Annotated in this window: 15 protein-coding genes; 7 read left to right on the forward strand and 8 right to left on the reverse strand. The window is 71.6% G+C overall.

The features are described 5' to 3' along the window. Positions 1 to 10 precede the first annotated feature (10 nt). Together ABZ915_RS42030 and serB are read left to right on the forward strand one after the other, a co-directional pair. Complete coding sequence (locus ABZ915_RS42030; protein WP_361814520.1) at positions 11 to 1,801, forward strand: streptophobe family protein; 1,791 nt, start codon at positions 11 to 13, stop codon at positions 1,799 to 1,801. Positions 1,802 to 1,975: 174 nt separating this feature from the next. After that, positions 1,976 to 3,199, forward strand: a complete 1,224-nt coding sequence (gene serB / locus ABZ915_RS42035) for a phosphoserine phosphatase SerB (protein ID WP_361814523.1) — start codon at positions 1,976 to 1,978, stop codon at positions 3,197 to 3,199. Between the two features lie 100 nt (positions 3,200 to 3,299). Here the strand turns inward: serB and ABZ915_RS42040 are convergent, their stop codons facing one another. From ABZ915_RS42040 to ABZ915_RS42055, 4 genes are all read right to left on the reverse strand, one after another. Continuing rightward, positions 3,300 to 3,818, reverse strand: a complete 519-nt coding sequence (locus ABZ915_RS42040; protein WP_361814526.1) for a histidine phosphatase family protein — start codon at positions 3,816 to 3,818, stop codon at positions 3,300 to 3,302. A 94-nt stretch (positions 3,819 to 3,912) separates the two neighbouring features. Next, positions 3,913 to 4,119 carry a hypothetical protein gene (locus ABZ915_RS42045; protein WP_361814529.1) on the reverse strand — a complete coding sequence of 69 codons (207 nt, stop codon included), beginning with the start codon at positions 4,117 to 4,119 and terminating at the stop codon, positions 3,913 to 3,915. 170 nt (positions 4,120 to 4,289) lie between these two features. Then, entirely contained in the window at positions 4,290 to 4,406 is a 117-nt protein-coding gene (locus ABZ915_RS42050) for an SGM_5486 family transporter-associated protein (protein ID WP_355934705.1), read from the reverse strand. 69 nt (positions 4,407 to 4,475) lie between these two features. Continuing rightward, positions 4,476 to 5,777 (reverse strand): CynX/NimT family MFS transporter, encoded by a 1,302-nt coding sequence (locus ABZ915_RS42055; protein ID WP_361814531.1) that lies wholly within the window; start codon positions 5,775 to 5,777, stop codon positions 4,476 to 4,478. A gap of 70 nt (positions 5,778 to 5,847) precedes the next feature. Between ABZ915_RS42055 and ABZ915_RS42060 the strand changes: the two genes are divergently transcribed. Next, a complete protein-coding gene (locus ABZ915_RS42060; protein ID WP_361814534.1) occupies positions 5,848 to 6,540 on the forward strand; it encodes a FadR/GntR family transcriptional regulator in 693 nt (230 codons plus the stop codon). Here the strand turns inward: ABZ915_RS42060 and ABZ915_RS42065 are convergent. The 3 genes from ABZ915_RS42065 to fabG form a co-directional block, all read right to left on the reverse strand. Further along, positions 6,518 to 6,868 (reverse strand): hypothetical protein, encoded by a 351-nt coding sequence (locus ABZ915_RS42065; RefSeq protein WP_361814537.1) that lies wholly within the window; start codon positions 6,866 to 6,868, stop codon positions 6,518 to 6,520. The genes ABZ915_RS42060 and ABZ915_RS42065 overlap by 23 nt on opposite strands. Positions 6,869 to 7,041: 173 nt before the next feature. Continuing rightward, a complete protein-coding gene (gene fabI / locus ABZ915_RS42070; RefSeq protein WP_361814539.1) occupies positions 7,042 to 7,809 on the reverse strand; it encodes an enoyl-ACP reductase FabI in 768 nt (255 codons plus the stop codon). A 5-nt stretch (positions 7,810 to 7,814) separates the two neighbouring features. Then, entirely contained in the window at positions 7,815 to 8,534 is a 720-nt protein-coding gene (gene fabG, locus ABZ915_RS42075; protein WP_361814542.1) for a 3-oxoacyl-[acyl-carrier-protein] reductase, read from the reverse strand. A 239-nt stretch (positions 8,535 to 8,773) separates the two neighbouring features. On the opposite strand from fabG, the gene ABZ915_RS42080 reads away from it, so the two are divergent. From ABZ915_RS42080 to tyrS, 3 genes are all read left to right on the forward strand, one after another. Beyond that, positions 8,774 to 10,297 (forward strand): TldD/PmbA family protein, encoded by a 1,524-nt coding sequence (locus ABZ915_RS42080; RefSeq protein ID WP_361814545.1) that lies wholly within the window; start codon positions 8,774 to 8,776, stop codon positions 10,295 to 10,297. A gap of 168 nt (positions 10,298 to 10,465) precedes the next feature. Continuing rightward, a complete protein-coding gene (locus tag ABZ915_RS42085; protein WP_361814548.1) occupies positions 10,466 to 11,860 on the forward strand; it encodes a metallopeptidase TldD-related protein in 1,395 nt (464 codons plus the stop codon). A 43-nt stretch (positions 11,861 to 11,903) separates the two neighbouring features. Continuing rightward, on the forward strand, positions 11,904 to 13,172 hold the full coding sequence (gene tyrS, locus ABZ915_RS42090; protein WP_361814551.1) for a tyrosine--tRNA ligase: 1,269 nt from the start codon (positions 11,904 to 11,906) through the stop codon (positions 13,170 to 13,172). Positions 13,173 to 13,225: 53 nt separating this feature from the next. On the opposite strand, the gene ABZ915_RS42095 is transcribed toward tyrS, so the two are convergent. Next, on the reverse strand, positions 13,226 to 13,510 hold the full coding sequence (locus ABZ915_RS42095) for a GlsB/YeaQ/YmgE family stress response membrane protein (protein WP_361814554.1): 285 nt from the start codon (positions 13,508 to 13,510) through the stop codon (positions 13,226 to 13,228). Between the two features lie 217 nt (positions 13,511 to 13,727). On the opposite strand from ABZ915_RS42095, the gene ABZ915_RS42100 reads away from it, so the two are divergent. Then, entirely contained in the window at positions 13,728 to 14,123 is a 396-nt protein-coding gene (locus ABZ915_RS42100; protein WP_361814557.1) for a DUF3099 domain-containing protein, read from the forward strand. Positions 14,124 to 14,320 lie beyond the last annotated feature (197 nt).

Consider the following 14,320-nt stretch of genomic DNA (forward strand, 5'->3'; position numbering starts at 1 on the left):
GGGGTCTGCCATGAGCTCTGCCACGGGAGTCGAGACCGCGCGACACGGCACGAGGCTGCCGTGGGGCGACATCCTGCTGTCGGCGATCGCCGCCGTCAGCTGGGCGTTGATAGGGATGGCGGGTACGGCCGCGCTCGGGCTGCACCTCCTGCGGGCGGACACGGCGGGCTCGCTGGGCCCGATGACCGCGGCTGTCGTGGCCCTGGGGGCCGGTGGTTCGGTCTCTCCGTCCGGCGATGTGTCGGCGTTCGGCCTGAAGGGCGCTCAGGCGCACACCGCCATAGAGATCACGCCACTCGGGGTGAGCCTGGTCGGTGCCCTGCTGCTGTCGTGGTTCTTCCTACGGTCCCTGCGCACGGCCGGAGTTGTGATCGCCCCCGCCGAACTCCTCGCGCGCGCGGGCGCGGTGCTGGCGCTGTTCGTGGCGATGCTCGGCGGGCTGGCCTGGGCGGGGCACGACGTCATCACCATCGACGGCGGCTCGCTCGGGCTCGACCAGCTGCCGGGTGCGGGCGGCGGAGGCGGAGGCGGCGGTGGGGTGAGCATCCCCGGTCTCGGCGACCTGGGGGACATCGGCGGGCTGCTGCCCGACCGGATCGGCGACCTGATCCACGCCAAGGCGGCGGTCGGCTTCACCGTGGACACCGCGCCCACGGTGCTCGGCGGCCTCGGCTGGTGCGCCGGAACCCTGCTGATCGCGCTGCTCGCCTCGCGCCGCACCCCGCTGCCGAGCGGCTGGGAGGCGGTGCACCGGGTGGTACGGCCCGCGGTGTCGGCGCTCGTCACCGTGCTCCTCGTGGCCGTCGGGGCGGGCCTCGCGGCGGCCGCGTACGCGGCGATCGGCGACGACCATCCGGCGCGGATCGCGGGCGCGGCGCTCCTCGGCGCGCCGAACGGCGTGTGGCTCGGCGTGCCGATCGGTCTGTTCGTGCCGTGGGACGGCAGGGCGACGGGCGCGCTGGTGGGGCTGCTGCCCGACCCGCTGGACAAGCTCCTCGGCCCGGGTTCCGGCCAGTCGGTGACCCTGGGGCGCCTCGCCGACCTGGACGGACGGGTGTGGCTGCTGGCGGTCGCGGCGGCCCTGATGCTGCTGCTGGCGGGAGTGCTGACGGCGGTGCGGACGCCTGCGGAGGCCGGGTCCGGTGCGGTCGGTCTCGTGGGGCGGTGTGCGCTGCGGCTGGGCGTCGCCACCGCGCTGACACTGCCGCTGCTGGCCTGGCTGGCCGACGTCTCCGTGGACGCCTCGCTGTCCGTGCTGGGGTTCGACGCGTTCGGCGCCGGGGTCCAGCTGCACGGCCATCTGGGCATGGCCCTGCTGCTCGGGGCCGCGTGGGGCGCGGCGGCGGGGGCCGCGGGGGCCCTGCTGGCCCTGGCGTTCGGGGCGGCGGGGCGGGGGGCGGCGGTGCTGGCACTGGGTGACGCCGCGGGTGGGGGTGCGGGGGCCGGTACTGGTGCCGGTTCCGGTGCTGATGCTGGTGCCGGTCCCGGGCTCGTCGGGCACGCGCGGCCTTCCGGCTCTCCGGGCCGGGCCGGGTCGTCGGGGCCCTACGCCCCCGGCACGCCGTACCGTCCGCCGAACCCGGATACCAACCCGTATCTGCGGATCCCGGAGGGGTTGCGGGAACCGGAGGACGCGAAGGGTGCATACGGTCCTGGAGAGGAGTCGGCGTCCGGCGATGTAGGCGATGTATACGGCTCCCCCACCATCGCCCGGCCGGTCGGCCCGCCTCCGCCTCCGCCCCCGCCGTCTTCCCCACCGCCTCCGCTGCCTCCGCGGGGGAAGCGGAAAGGGCGGCCGTGAGGCCCCTGAGCTGCGTACTCGCGCGGGCCGCGGGCTGGGTGAGCCGTACGCTGGAGGAGCCGGTTGTGGCCCGCCGGTCGGGATCCGGCAACCGGAGCGACACCCACTGTTCCCTGTCCGCTGGGCGGACCGCGTGGGCGGAAGGCACTGGGTGCCGGATACGGTGGATACACCATGAGCGCTTCGCAGACCTCCGCCTCACAGACCTCTGAGGACCCCACCCTCCTCGTCAAGATCTTCGGCAAGGACAGGCCGGGCATCACGGCCGGCCTCTTCGACACCCTTGCCGCCTTCTATGTCGACGTGGTCGACATCGAGCAGGTCGTCACGCGTGGCCGCCTGGTGCTGTGCGCGCTCGTGACGCAGCCGCCCCCCGGTCTGGAGGGCGATCTGCGGGCCACCGTGCACAGCTGGGCCGAGTCGATGAAGATGCAGGCGGAGATCATCTCCGGTCGCGGCGACAACCGTCCGCGTGGCCTCGGGCGCTCCCTGGTGACCGTCCTCGGGCACCCCCTCACCGCCGAGTCGACCGCCGCGATCGCGGCCCGGATCGCCAAGACCGGCGGCAACATCGACCGTATCTTCCGGCTCGCCAAGTATCCGGTGACGGCGGTGGAGTTCGCGGTGTCCGGTACGGAGACCGAGCCGCTGCGCACCGCCCTGGTCACCGACGCGGCGGCGCTCGGCGTGGACGTCGCGGTCGTCGCGGCGGGGCTGCACCGGCGGGCGCAGCGCCTGGTGGTGATGGACGTGGACTCCACGCTGATCCAGGACGAGGTGATCGAGCTCTTCGCCGCGCACGCCGGCTGCGAGGACAAGGTCGCCGAGGTGACGGCGGCCGCGATGCGCGGGGAGCTGGACTTCGAGCAGTCGCTGCACGCGCGCGTGGCCCTGCTTCAGGGCCTGGACGCCTCGGTGGTGCAGAAGGTGCGGGCCGAGGTGCGGCTGACTCCGGGGGCCCGCACCCTGATCCGGACGCTGAAGCGGCTCGGCTACCAAGTCGGTGTCGTCTCGGGTGGCTTCACGCAGGTCACCGACGATCTGAAGGAGCGGCTCGGGCTGGACTTCGCCCAGGCCAACACGCTGGAGATCGTCGACGGCAGGCTGACGGGCCGGGTCACCGGCGAGATCGTGGACCGGGCGGGCAAGGCCCGGCTGCTGCGCCGGTTCGCCGCCGAGGCCGGTGTCCCGCTGTCCCAGACGGTGGCGATCGGCGACGGCGCCAACGACCTGGACATGCTGAACGCGGCGGGACTGGGCGTGGCCTTCAACGCCAAGCCGGTCGTCCGTGAGGCCGCGCACACCGCGGTGAACGTGCCCTTCCTGGACACGGTCCTGTATCTGCTGGGCGTCACCCGCGAAGAGGTCGAGGCGGCGGACACGCACGACGAGGGCTGAGCCGTCCCGAGCCGCCCTGGGCGTGCCGCGTACGCGGGAGGGCCCGGCACCGTCCCGGTGCCGGGCCCTCTCCCGTGTGCCGTCGCTCATGGGCGGGGTGTCACTCGGAGGGAGCCCAGTAGTCGATGAGTGTGGCCGTGCCCGGTTCCAGGCTCTTCCAGGAGCCGGTGAAGGTCAGAACGGCGAAGGCGGCGGCGGGGAAGCCGCGGCGGTTCATCCGTTCGCGGGCGTCGTTCTCGTCGGCGGCGGCCAGGATGTCGGCGAGTCCGTGGATGCCCGGGTTGTGGCCGATCATGATCGCGCTCTGCGTGTCGTCGTCGACTTCGTTGAGCACGGCGATCAGCTCACCGGGCGAGGCCTCGTAGACCCGCTCCTCATAGATGGTTTTCGGCCGCTCCGGGAACTCGTGGACGGCGAGCTTCCAGGTCTCGCGGGTCCGGACGGCGGTTGAGCACAGGGCCAGATCGAGGTGGAGGCCGGTGTCGGCCAGCTTGCGGCCGGCGACTGCGGCGTCCATGCGGCCCCGCTCGGCGAGCGGCCGCTCATGGTCGTTCACTTGTGGCCAGTCGGCTTTCGCATGCCGGAAGAGGACAATCCTGCGGGGTTCTGCGACGCTCATGACACCCAGCTTCGCATGAAACAGGCCATGGGGCGCAGGGAGTTGACATGCGGATTTACGGGCGGAAGGTGTCCCACCGCCTGTCGGGCAGGCCCTAGCGGGCGATCAGCTGCTGCGCCCGTTCGACGAGGTGGGTGAGGGCCGGGTCGCCGGTGGCCGCCTGGGCGTCCGACGGGTTGAGTATCAGTATCAGCAGGGAGACGAAGGCGATCGCGGGCAGGGCGAGGGCCCACCAGGGCAGCCGGATGTCGACGCCGCCCATGGTCGCCGGGTGGGGCCGGGTGTGCGTACGGGCCGACATGCTCGCCTCCGCGGGTCTTCGAGTGGTCGGTGGTCCGCCTGTCGCGGCCACATCTCGAAACTACGGAATCCGCGCCCGCCGGCCCATCCGGTGACCCACCCACTTGACCCTGACCCTGACCCCCTAGGGGATGGTGGGGCTAGCCCCACCATGGCGGCCGACGGGCGGGATCAGGGGGACGCGATGGTCGCGATGATGGCGATGAGCACGAAGATGGCGAAGAACGAGCCGAAGACGATCAGCATCTTCTTCTGGCCGTTCTGGGGGTTCGGGTCGAGCACTGGCATGGGGCCAGTCTCGCACCACCGGACCGCGGCGGGTCCGCCGGGGTGACACCCCGTCCCCCGAGTGGCGGATCAGCGTGCCGCCTCGTCCTCCACCGTCCGGTCCCGGCCCGCCAGGAAGCCCACGGCCATCTGCGGCAGCATGAGGCCGGCCATGAGCGCGAGCGGCAGGCCCCAGCCGCCGCTGTTCTGGTAGAGCACGCCGACCAGGAGCGGCCCGGGGATGGAGATCAGGTAGCCGGTGCTCTGGGCGAAGGCGGACAGCTGGGCGACGCCCGCGCCGGTCCCGGCCCGCATGCCGACCATCGTCAGCGCCAGCGGGAAGGCGCAGTTGGAGATGCCGAGCAGCAGGGCCCAGGCCCAGGCGCCGCCGGCCGGTGCGAAGTACAGGCCGGCGTATCCGGCGAGGCCGCAGGCGCCGAGCGCCAGCACGATCGGGCCCTGGTGAGGCAGCCGGGCGGCCAGACGCGGGATGACGAAGGCCAGCGGCACGCCCATCACCATGGTGACGGCGAGCAGCAGGCCGGCCGTGCCCGCGGCGACGCCCGCGTCCCGGAAGATCTGCGCCATCCAGCCCATCGTGATGTAGGCGGCGGTGGCCTGGAGCCCGAAGAAGACCGCCAGCGCCCAGGCCGTACGGCTCCGGGTGATGCGCAGCGCCGGTTCCTGCCGCTCCTGGCCGGCCTGCCGCGCGGGCTCCCGCTCGGCGGGCGCCTGCCCCCGGTCCCGTACCAGTGGCAGCCAGGGCAGCACCGCGACGGCGGCGAGGGCCGCCCACGCGGCGAGCCCGGACTGCCAGCCGCCGAGCATGCCGGTCAGGGGCACGGTCGCCGCGGCGGCGGCCGAGGTTCCGGCGGCGAGTGCCATCGAGTACAGGCCGGTCATGGAGCCCACGCGGTCGGGGAACCAGCGCTTGACGATGACCGGCATCAGGACGTTGCTGACCGCTATGCCCATGAGGGCGAGTGCGCTGGCGGCCAGGAATCCGCCGGTACTCCCGGCGTACGGCCGTATCAGCAGGCCCGCGGCGATGGCGACCATGCCGGCGCACACCACGGCGGGTGGGCCGAAGCGGCGGGCGAGGCGCGGGGCGGTGACGCCGAAGACGGCGAAGCACAGCGGGGGGACGGAGGTGAGGAGTCCGGCCACGCTGCCGCTCATGCCGAGGTCGTCGCGGACCTCCTCCAGGAGGGCGCCGAGACTGGTGATGGCGGGGCGGAGGTTCACCGCGGACAGCACGATGCCGACGACGACCAGACGCGTCGCCCACGCGCGCGTGAGGGGTGCGGCCGAACCGGATCCGCCGGCGGCCGTCGGGTTGCGGGTTGTGCGGGATGTCGTACGTGTTTCCTCGCGTGCCATGCGGACCATCATAGAATCATGGGATGATTTGTTGTCCATCCCGGTGTCGCCCGCTGCCCGCCCCCCTGTGCGAAGGTGTGCCATGCCACTGAGCCACCCCCGTCGTTCGGCGCTGTCCGAGCAGGTCATCGCCGAGCTGCGCAATCAGATCACCTCGGGCGAGTGGCCGGTCGGCTCGCGCATCCCCACGGAGCCCGTGCTGGTCGAGCAGCTCGGGGTCGCCCGCAACACGGTCCGCGAGGCCGTCCGCGCCCTGGCGCACAACGGCCTGCTGGACATCCGGCAGGGCTCGGGCACCTACGTCGTGGCCACCAGTGAGCTGGCGGGCGTGATGCACCGCCGCTTCGCCGACGCCGACCCGCGGCACATCGCCGAGCTGCGCTCCACCCTGGAGTCCTCGGCGGCGCGACTGGCCGCCGAGCGGCGCACCGAGAAGGACCTCAAGCAGCTCGACGCGCTCCTGGTGCGGCGCGAGGAGGCCTGGGAGTCGGGTGACGCGGAGGCCTTCGTGACGGCGGACGCGACCTTCCACCTGGCCGTGGTGTCCGCGTCCCACAACGACGTCATGACGGCGATGTACGCGGACCTGGGCGAGGTGCTGCGGGACTGGCTGCGCGCGGACGTCGGCGCGCAGCTCACACCCGAGTCGCACATGGACCACACCCGGCTCGTGGACGCCATCCGCGCGGGGGACGCGCAGGCGGCCGCCACGGAGGCCGCGAGCTATCCCTTCCTGTGCCGTCCGGGGCGGTTCAGCTCACCTTCTGGTGGCTGATCCAGACCGAGCGGACCTCCTTCCAGCACCGTCCCGCCAGCCGGACGGTCATCGCGGGGTCGGTGTCGACGGGATCGCCGTCGGTGTCGATGTCCCACCAGCGGGCGCACTCGATGTGCAGACGCACGCGGTCGACGTCGACGTACGGGTTGTGGCAGTAGGCCACCACCTGGGAGCCGCTGACGGTCGTACGGCACTCCGCCCCGAACAACTGCGGGAACGGCTGCCTGCCGTTCTTCACGCGCGCGTGCGGCATCGCCTCGTACGGCAGGGAGAGCACGAGGGCCACTGCTACGGTCACCGAGGTCAGACTGCGGGACAGGCGCACAAGAAGACCTCCTCGGCCGTGCTGGGGAGGGCATTCGCGAGGTGGACGCGCACTCCAGAGTGCGCCGCCCGGCACCACGGCGCCCGGCTGGTGGGCCGAACGGGTGACACGCCGGAGGCCCGCACCCCGGCGGGGGTGCGGGCCTCCGTACGGTCAAGCCCCAGCGGCAGCGGTCAGGCGCCGATGGCGTGCAGGCCGCCGTCCACGTGGATGATCTCGCCGGTGGTCTTCGGGAACCAGTCGCTCAGCAGGGCGACCACGCCGCGGCCGGCCGGCTCCGGGTCCTTGAGGTCCCACTCCAGGGGCGCGCGGTTGTCCCACACGGACGCCAGCTCCCCGAAGCCCGGGATCGACTTGGCGGCCATGGAGCCGATGGGGCCGGCCGAGACGAGGTTGCAGCGGATGTTCTGCTTGCCCAGGTCGCGGGCGATGTAGCGGCTGGTGGCCTCCAGGGCGGCCTTGGCCGGGCCCATCCAGTCGTACTGCGGCCAGGCGAACTTGGCGTCGAAGGTGAGGCCGACGACGGAGCCGCCGTTCTGCATCAGCGGCAGGCAGGCCATGGTCAGCGACTTCAGGGAGTACGCCGAGACGTGCATGGCGGTGGCCACGGACTCGAACGGCGTGTTGAGGAAGTTGCCGCCGAGCGCGTCCTGGGGAGCGAAGCCGATGGAGTGCACGACGCCGTCGAGGCCGCCGAGCTCCTCGCCGACGACGTCGGCCAGACGCGCGAGGTGCTCGTCGTTGGTGACGTCGAGCTCGATGACCTTGGTGGGCTTGGGCAGCTTCTTGGCGATGCGCTCGGTCAGCGTGGGCCGCGGGAAGGCGGTGAGGATGATCTCGGCGCCCTGCTCCTGGGCCAGCTTGGCGGTGTGGAAGGCGATGGAGGACTCCATCAGCACACCGGTGATCAGGACGCGCTTGCCCTCGAGAATTCCGCTCATGGTGATCAGTGACCCATTCCCAGTCCGCCGTCAACGGGAATGACGGCTCCAGTGATGTACGAGGCGTCGTCCGAGGCGAGGAACCGCACCGTCGCGGCGATCTCCTCCGGCTGCGCATAACGACCGAGCGGCACCTGCGACACGATGTTCGTGCGCTGCTCGTCGGTGAGCGCCTTGGTCATGTCGGTGTCGACGAAGCCGGGGGCGACGACGTTGAAAGTGATGTTGCGCGAGCCCAGCTCACGGGCGAGGGAGCGCGCGAAGCCGACCAGGGCCGCCTTGGACGCGGCGTAGTTGGCCTGTCCCGCCGAGCCGAGCAGGCCGACCACGGACGAGATCAGGACGACACGGCCCTTCTTGGCGCGCAGCATGGCGCGGTTGGCGCGCTTGACGACGCGGAAGGTGCCGGTGAGGTTGGTGTCGATGACCGAGGTGAAGTCCTCCTCGGTCATGCGCATCAGGAGCTGGTCCTTGGTGACGCCCGCGTTGGCGATCAGGACCTCGACCGGGCCGTGCTGCTCCTCGATCTCCTTGTAGGCCTGCTCCACCTGCTCGGGGTCGGTGATGTCGCACTTGACGGCCAGGCAGCCCAAGTCCGTCAGGGCGGCCGGCGGCTCACCCGAACGGTACGTGATCGCGACCTTGTCGCCGGCGTCGGCGAAAGCGCGGGCGATGGCGAGGCCGATGCCCCGGTTGCCTCCGGTGACGAGAACCGAGCGGCTCATCGGATCACCCTTTCGATAGCGGTCTGACACACCGCCCGAACACCTGGATGACAGGCGGCTTCCCTCGAAAACCTATCGGTCCGGCCGCGCGCGGAGGCAAGCGGGCACCGACAGTGGCTCGCGCGAGTGACTGTCGGGACCCTACAGAAAGTAGCCGGGCAGAGCCGAAACCTGTGGTCCGCGGGGCGGGTCGCGCGACATGATCGGACCCGACAGGCCACGACAGCAGGGAGACCTCCGTGCCTCATTCCATCGACGAAGCCTTCACGGCACTTCCCCTAAGGGCCCTGGCCGACGCCGCGCTCGCACGCGCGCGGGCGCTGGGGGCCGAGCACGCGGACTTCCGGTTCGAGCGGGTGCGCAGCGCGTCCTGGCGGCTCAGGGACGCCAAGCCCGCCGGCTCGTCGGACACCACCGACCTCGGGTACGCGGTCCGGGTCGTGCACGGCGGGACGTGGGGCTTCGCGTCCGGGGTGGACCTGAGCCTCGACGCCGCGGCCAAGGTCGCCTCGCAGGCCGTGGCGATGGCGAAGCTCTCCGCGCAGGTGATCAGGGCGGCCGGGTCGGAGGAGCGCGTGGAGCTGGCCGGCGAGCCGGTGCACGCCGAGAGGACGTGGATCTCGTCGTACGAGATCGATCCGTTCACCGTGCCCGACGAGGAGAAGTCGGCGCTGCTGGCGGACTGGAGCGCGCGGCTGCTGGCGGCGGACGGGGTCGACCACGTCGACGCCTCGCTGCTCACCGTGCACGAGAACAAGTTCTATGCGGACACCGCGGGGACCGTCACGACGCAGCAGCGGGTGCGGCTGCATCCGCAGCTGACCGCCGTGTCGGTGGACGAGTCCAGCGGCGAGTTCGACTCCATGCGGACCATTGCGCCGCCGGTCGGGCGCGGCTGGGAGTACCTCACCGGCACCGGCTGGGACTGGGACACCGAGCTGGAGCGGATCCCGGAGCTGCTGGCCGAGAAGATGCGTGCGCCGAGCGTCGAGCCGGGGCTGTACGACCTGGTCGTGGACCCGTCCAATCTGTGGCTGACCATCCACGAGTCGATCGGGCACGCCACCGAGCTGGACCGGGCGCTCGGCTACGAGGCCGCCTACGCGGGCACCTCCTTCGCCACCTTCGACCAGCTGGGCAAGCTGAAGTACGGCTCGGAGCTGATGAACGTCACCGGCGACCGCACCGCCGAGCACGGGCTGGCGACCATCGGGTACGACGACGAGGGTGTCCAGGCGCAGTCCTGGGACCTGGTGAAGGACGGCACGCTGGTCGGCTACCAGCTGGACCGGCGGATCGCGAAGCTGACCGGGTTCGAGCGGTCCAACGGGTGCGCGTACGCCGACTCCCCCGGGCACGTGCCGGTGCAGCGCATGGCCAATGTGTCGCTCCAGCCGGATCCGGCGGGGATGTCCACGGAGGACCTGATCGGGGGCGTCGAGCGAGGCGTCTATGTCGTCGGCGACCGGTCCTGGTCCATCGACATGCAGCGCTACAACTTCCAGTTCACCGGGCAGCGCTTCTTCAAGATCGAGAACGGACGGATCACCGGTCAGCTGCGGGACGTCGCCTACCAGGCGACGACCACCGACTTCTGGGGCTCCATGACGGCCGTCGGCGGCCCGCAGACGTACGTCCTCGGCGGCGCCTTCAACTGCGGCAAGGCCCAGCCGGGACAGGTGGCCGCCGTGTCGCACGGCTGCCCCTCCGCCCTCTTCAAGGGCGTCAACATCCTCAACACCACGCAGGAGGCCGGTCGATGAGCGCCAGCATGACGGTCGGCTGGGGGTCCGGGCGTCACCTCCCGGGCAAGCACAGTCTCAACACCACGCAGGAGGCCGGTCGATGAGCGCCAGCATGACGGTCGGCTGGGGGTCCGGGGGTCACCTCCCGGGCAAGCACAGTCTCAACACCACGCAGGAGGCCGGTCGATGAGCGCCCGTACCAACAAGCCGCACGAGGTCGTCGAGCGCGCTCTCGAGCTGTCCCGGGCCGACGGCTGTGTCGTGATCGCCGACGAGCACTCGACGGCCAACCTGCGCTGGGCGGGCAACGCGCTGACCACGAACGGTGTCACGCGCGGCCGTGCGCTCACGGTGATCGCGACCGTGGACGGCCAGGAGGGCACGGCCTCCGGTGTGGTGTCGCGGTCCGCGGTGACCGCCGAGGAGCTGGAGCCCCTAGTCCGGGCCGCCGAGGCCGCCGCACGCGGAGCCGGGCCCGCCGAGGACGCGCAGCCGCTGGTCACGGGCGTGCCGGAGTCCCCGGACTTCACGGACGCGCCCGCCGAGACCTCCTCCGCCGTGTTCGCGGACTTCGCCCCGGCGCTCGGCGAGGCGTTCGCACGCGCGCGTGCGGGCGGCCGGGAGCTGTACGGCTTCGCCAACCACGAGCTGGTGTCGACCTACCTGGGGACGTCCACGGGCCTGCGCCTGCGGCACGACCAGCCCAACGGCACGCTGGAGGTCAACGCCAAGTCCCCGGACCGTACGCGCTCGGCGTGGGCGGGGCGCTCCACGCGGGACTTCAAGGACGTCGATCCGGGGGCGATGGACGCCGAGCTGGCCGTACGGCTCGGCTGGGCCGAGCGGCGGATCGAGCTGCCCGCGGGCCGCTACGAGACGCTGCTGCCGCCGACCGCGGTGGCCGACCTGCTGATCTACCAGCTGTGGTCGGCGTCCGGGCGGGACGCGGCCGAGGGCCGGACGGTGTTCTCCAGGCCGGGCGGCGGCACGCGCGTCGGCGACCAGCTGACCGAGCTGCCGCTGACGCTGCGCAGCGACCCGAACGAGCCGGGTCTGGAGTGCCCGCCGTTCGTGATCGCGCACTCCTCCGGGGACGACCAGTCGGTGTTCGACAACGGGCTCCCGGTCCGCGGCACCGAGTGGGTCGGCGACGGCCGGCTCAAGCACCTGACGACCACCCGGCACAGCGCCGGCCTGACCGGGCTGCCGGTGGCCCCGGCGCTCGGCAACCTCATCCTGGACGGCGGCGAGGACCGCTCCCTGGAGGAGATGGTGGCCGCCACCGAGCGCGGGCTGCTGCTGACCTGCCTGTGGTACATCCGCGAGGTCGATCCGGCGACGCTGCTGCTGACCGGGCTGACCCGGGACGGCGTCTACCTCGTGGAGAACGGCGAGGTGACCGGCGAGGTGAACAACTTCCGGTTCAACGAGTCGCCGGTGAACCTGCTCGGGCGGGCCACGGAGGCCGGGCGCACGGAGAAGACGCTGCCGAGGGAATGGAGCGACTGGTTCACCAGGGCCGCGATGCCCGCGCTGCGGGTGCCCGACTTCAATATGAGCTCTGTCAGCCAGGGCGTATAACCTCGTACCTGATTACGCACCCACTCAAGGAGATACGAGAACCGTGACGGACATCGTCGACGAGCTGAAGTGGCGGGGGCTGTTCGCCCTGTCCACTGACGAGGACGCTTTGCGCAAGGCGCTCGCGGACGGTCCCGTCACGTTCTATTGCGGTTTCGACCCGACCGCGCCGTCCCTGCACGTGGGGCACCTGGTGCAGGTGCTCACCGTGCGCCGGCTCCAGCAGGCCGGTCACCGGCCGCTGGCGCTGGTCGGCGGCGCCACGGGGCTGATCGGCGACCCGCGCCCGACGGCGGAGCGCACGCTGAACGACCCGGAGACGGTCGCCGGCTGGGTGGACAAGCTGCGCCACCAGATCGAGCCGTTCCTCTCCTTCGAGGGGGAGAACGCGGCCGTCATGGTCAACAACCTCGACTGGACCGCGGGCCTGTCCGCGATCGAGTTCCTGAGGGACATCGGCAAGCACTTCCGCGTCAACAAGATGCTGACGAAGGACTCCGTGGCCCGCCGTCTGGAGTCCGACCAGGGCATCAGCTACACGGAGTTCAGCTACCAGATCCTCCAGGGCATGGACTTCCTCCAGCTGTTCCGGCGGTACGGCTGCACGCTCCAGCAGGGCGGCAGCGACCAGTGGGGCAACCTCACGGCCGGCCTGGACCTGATCCACCGGCTGGAGCCGCACGCCAGTGTGCACGCGCTGGCGACGCCGCTGATGACCAAGGCGGACGGCACCAAGTTCGGCAAGACCGAGGGCGGCGCGGTCTGGCTCGACCCGGAGATGACGACGCCGTACGCGTTCTACCAGTTCTGGCTGAACGTGGACGACCGGGACATTTCTACGTACATGCGGATCCTGTCCTTCCAGTCCCGCGAGGAGCTGGAGGAGCTGGAGAAGCAGACCGAGGAGCGTCCGCAGGCCCGGGCCGCGCAGCGCGCGCTGGCCGAGGAGCTGACGACGCTGGTGCACGGCGCCGACCAGACGGCCGCCGTGATCGCCGCGTCCAAGGCGCTCTTCGGCCAGGGCGAGCTGTCCGAGCTCGACGACCGGACGCTGACGGCGGCCCTGTCCGAGGTGCCGCACGTCCGGGTCGCCGAGCTCGGCCCGGTGGTCGACCTGTTCGCCGAGGTCGGTCTGGTGGCCAGCAAGTCGGCCGCGCGGCGCACGGTGAAGGAGGGCGGGGCCTACGTGAACAACGTCAAGGTCACCGCGGAGGACGCCGTTCCGGCGAAGGAGGACCTGCTGCACGGGCGCTGGCTGGTGCTGCGGCGCGGGAAGAAGAACCTGGCGGCGGTCGAGGTCACCGGCGCGTGAGCCTCACCGGAGGGCGGCTCCCCGCGGGGAGCCGCCCTCCGGCGTACCCGCGGTCAGACGTGCTGCTGCTTCTTCCGGGTCCCCCACAGCGCCATGTACGCCATGTCGCCGACGGCCACGATGATGATCGCGGCGATCAGCTGGAAGAGGTGCCGGGTCCAGTCGATGCCCGGGGTCGCCGCGACGCCGAACGCGCGGGCGATCGCGTTGCCCGCGACGGCGCCGAGGATGCCGAAGATGGTGGTCAGCCAGAGCGGGCTGTGCTGCTTGCCCGGGATGACCGCCTTGGCGATCAGCCCCAGCACGAATCCGACGATGATCGCCCACAACCAGCCCATGACTGCCTCCTCGTACGGCTCGACGTGAGCACTACGCCCAGTCTCGGCGGGTCCGCCGTACGACGCATGTCGGGTACGGCCGGGCGATGTACCGTCCTACGCGTCCCGGCGGACCGCGTTCGCCCAGGCAGGGGGGTGCCCCGGTCTCGAAGGCGACGCAGCCGCGGCGTACCGTGGAAGGCGGGGAGAGGCCGATGCGGGCGGATGGTGGAATGTGATGCGGAAGCAGCATGGCGGCGGCGACGTCCAGGTGTTCCGGATCACCGGAGCCCGGACGGGCCTGGCGGAGGACGTGCGCGGCAGACAGCGCCGGTACGTCATCTCCATGTCGATCCGCACGATCGCGGTGATCCTGGCCGCCACCCTCTGGAACGTCGAACGGTACGTGGCGATCGTGGCGTTGGTGCTCGGAGCCGCCCTGCCCTATATCGCCGTGGTGGTCGCCAACGCGGGCCGCGAGCGGGCGCCGGGGCTGCCGTCGACCTTCGTGACCACACCGGTGAAGCCGATGATCGCTCCTCCGGCGGACGACACGCAGACGGAACCCGCACCGGAGGGCGCGCCGGCGGAGCCCGCGGCGGGAGTGCAGGGGGAGCGGCCGGACCCCGTGTGACCATCATCGATGGCCGGCGGGCGGACGTAGGCTCCGCGCCAAGCTCAAGAAAAGCTCAGATCAATCATGCTGTTCCAGTGCCGGGCGAACGGTTACCCGTGACATACTTCGTACGCGCTCCGCATCCCCCGTCGGAGCGACGGACCGACGCCGGGCAGCTCCCCCCGTGGCTGCTCGGCGTCGCCTTTTGTCTGCCG

This window comes from Streptomyces sp. NPDC046915, from assembly GCF_040644935.1.
Classification (GTDB): Bacteria; Actinomycetota; Actinomycetes; order Streptomycetales; family Streptomycetaceae; genus Streptomyces.

What these genes read in the sequence shown, in the direction of transcription:
- ABZ915_RS42030 (WP_361814520.1), top strand. Translation starts at nt 11, where the DNA reads ATGAGCTCTGCCACGGGAGTCGAGACCGCGCGACACGGCACGAGGCTG.
- serB (WP_361814523.1), top strand. Translation starts at nt 1,976, where the DNA reads ATGAGCGCTTCGCAGACCTCCGCCTCACAGACCTCTGAGGACCCCACC.
- ABZ915_RS42040 (WP_361814526.1), bottom strand. Translation starts at nt 3,818, where the DNA reads ATGAGCGTCGCAGAACCCCGCAGGATTGTCCTCTTCCGGCATGCGAAA.
- ABZ915_RS42045 (WP_361814529.1), bottom strand. Translation starts at nt 4,119, where the DNA reads ATGTCGGCCCGTACGCACACCCGGCCCCACCCGGCGACCATGGGCGGC.
- ABZ915_RS42050 (WP_355934705.1), bottom strand. Translation starts at nt 4,406, where the DNA reads ATGCCAGTGCTCGACCCGAACCCCCAGAACGGCCAGAAGAAGATGCTG.
- ABZ915_RS42055 (WP_361814531.1), bottom strand. Translation starts at nt 5,777, where the DNA reads ATGATGGTCCGCATGGCACGCGAGGAAACACGTACGACATCCCGCACA.
- ABZ915_RS42060 (WP_361814534.1), top strand. Translation starts at nt 5,848, where the DNA reads ATGCCACTGAGCCACCCCCGTCGTTCGGCGCTGTCCGAGCAGGTCATC.
- fabI (WP_361814539.1), bottom strand. Translation starts at nt 7,809, where the DNA reads ATGAGCGGAATTCTCGAGGGCAAGCGCGTCCTGATCACCGGTGTGCTG.
- fabG (WP_361814542.1), bottom strand. Translation starts at nt 8,534, where the DNA reads ATGAGCCGCTCGGTTCTCGTCACCGGAGGCAACCGGGGCATCGGCCTC.
- ABZ915_RS42085 (WP_361814548.1), top strand. Translation starts at nt 10,466, where the DNA reads ATGAGCGCCCGTACCAACAAGCCGCACGAGGTCGTCGAGCGCGCTCTC.
- ABZ915_RS42095 (WP_361814554.1), bottom strand. Translation starts at nt 13,510, where the DNA reads ATGGGCTGGTTGTGGGCGATCATCGTCGGATTCGTGCTGGGGCTGATC.
- ABZ915_RS42100 (WP_361814557.1), top strand. Translation starts at nt 13,728, where the DNA reads ATGCGGAAGCAGCATGGCGGCGGCGACGTCCAGGTGTTCCGGATCACC.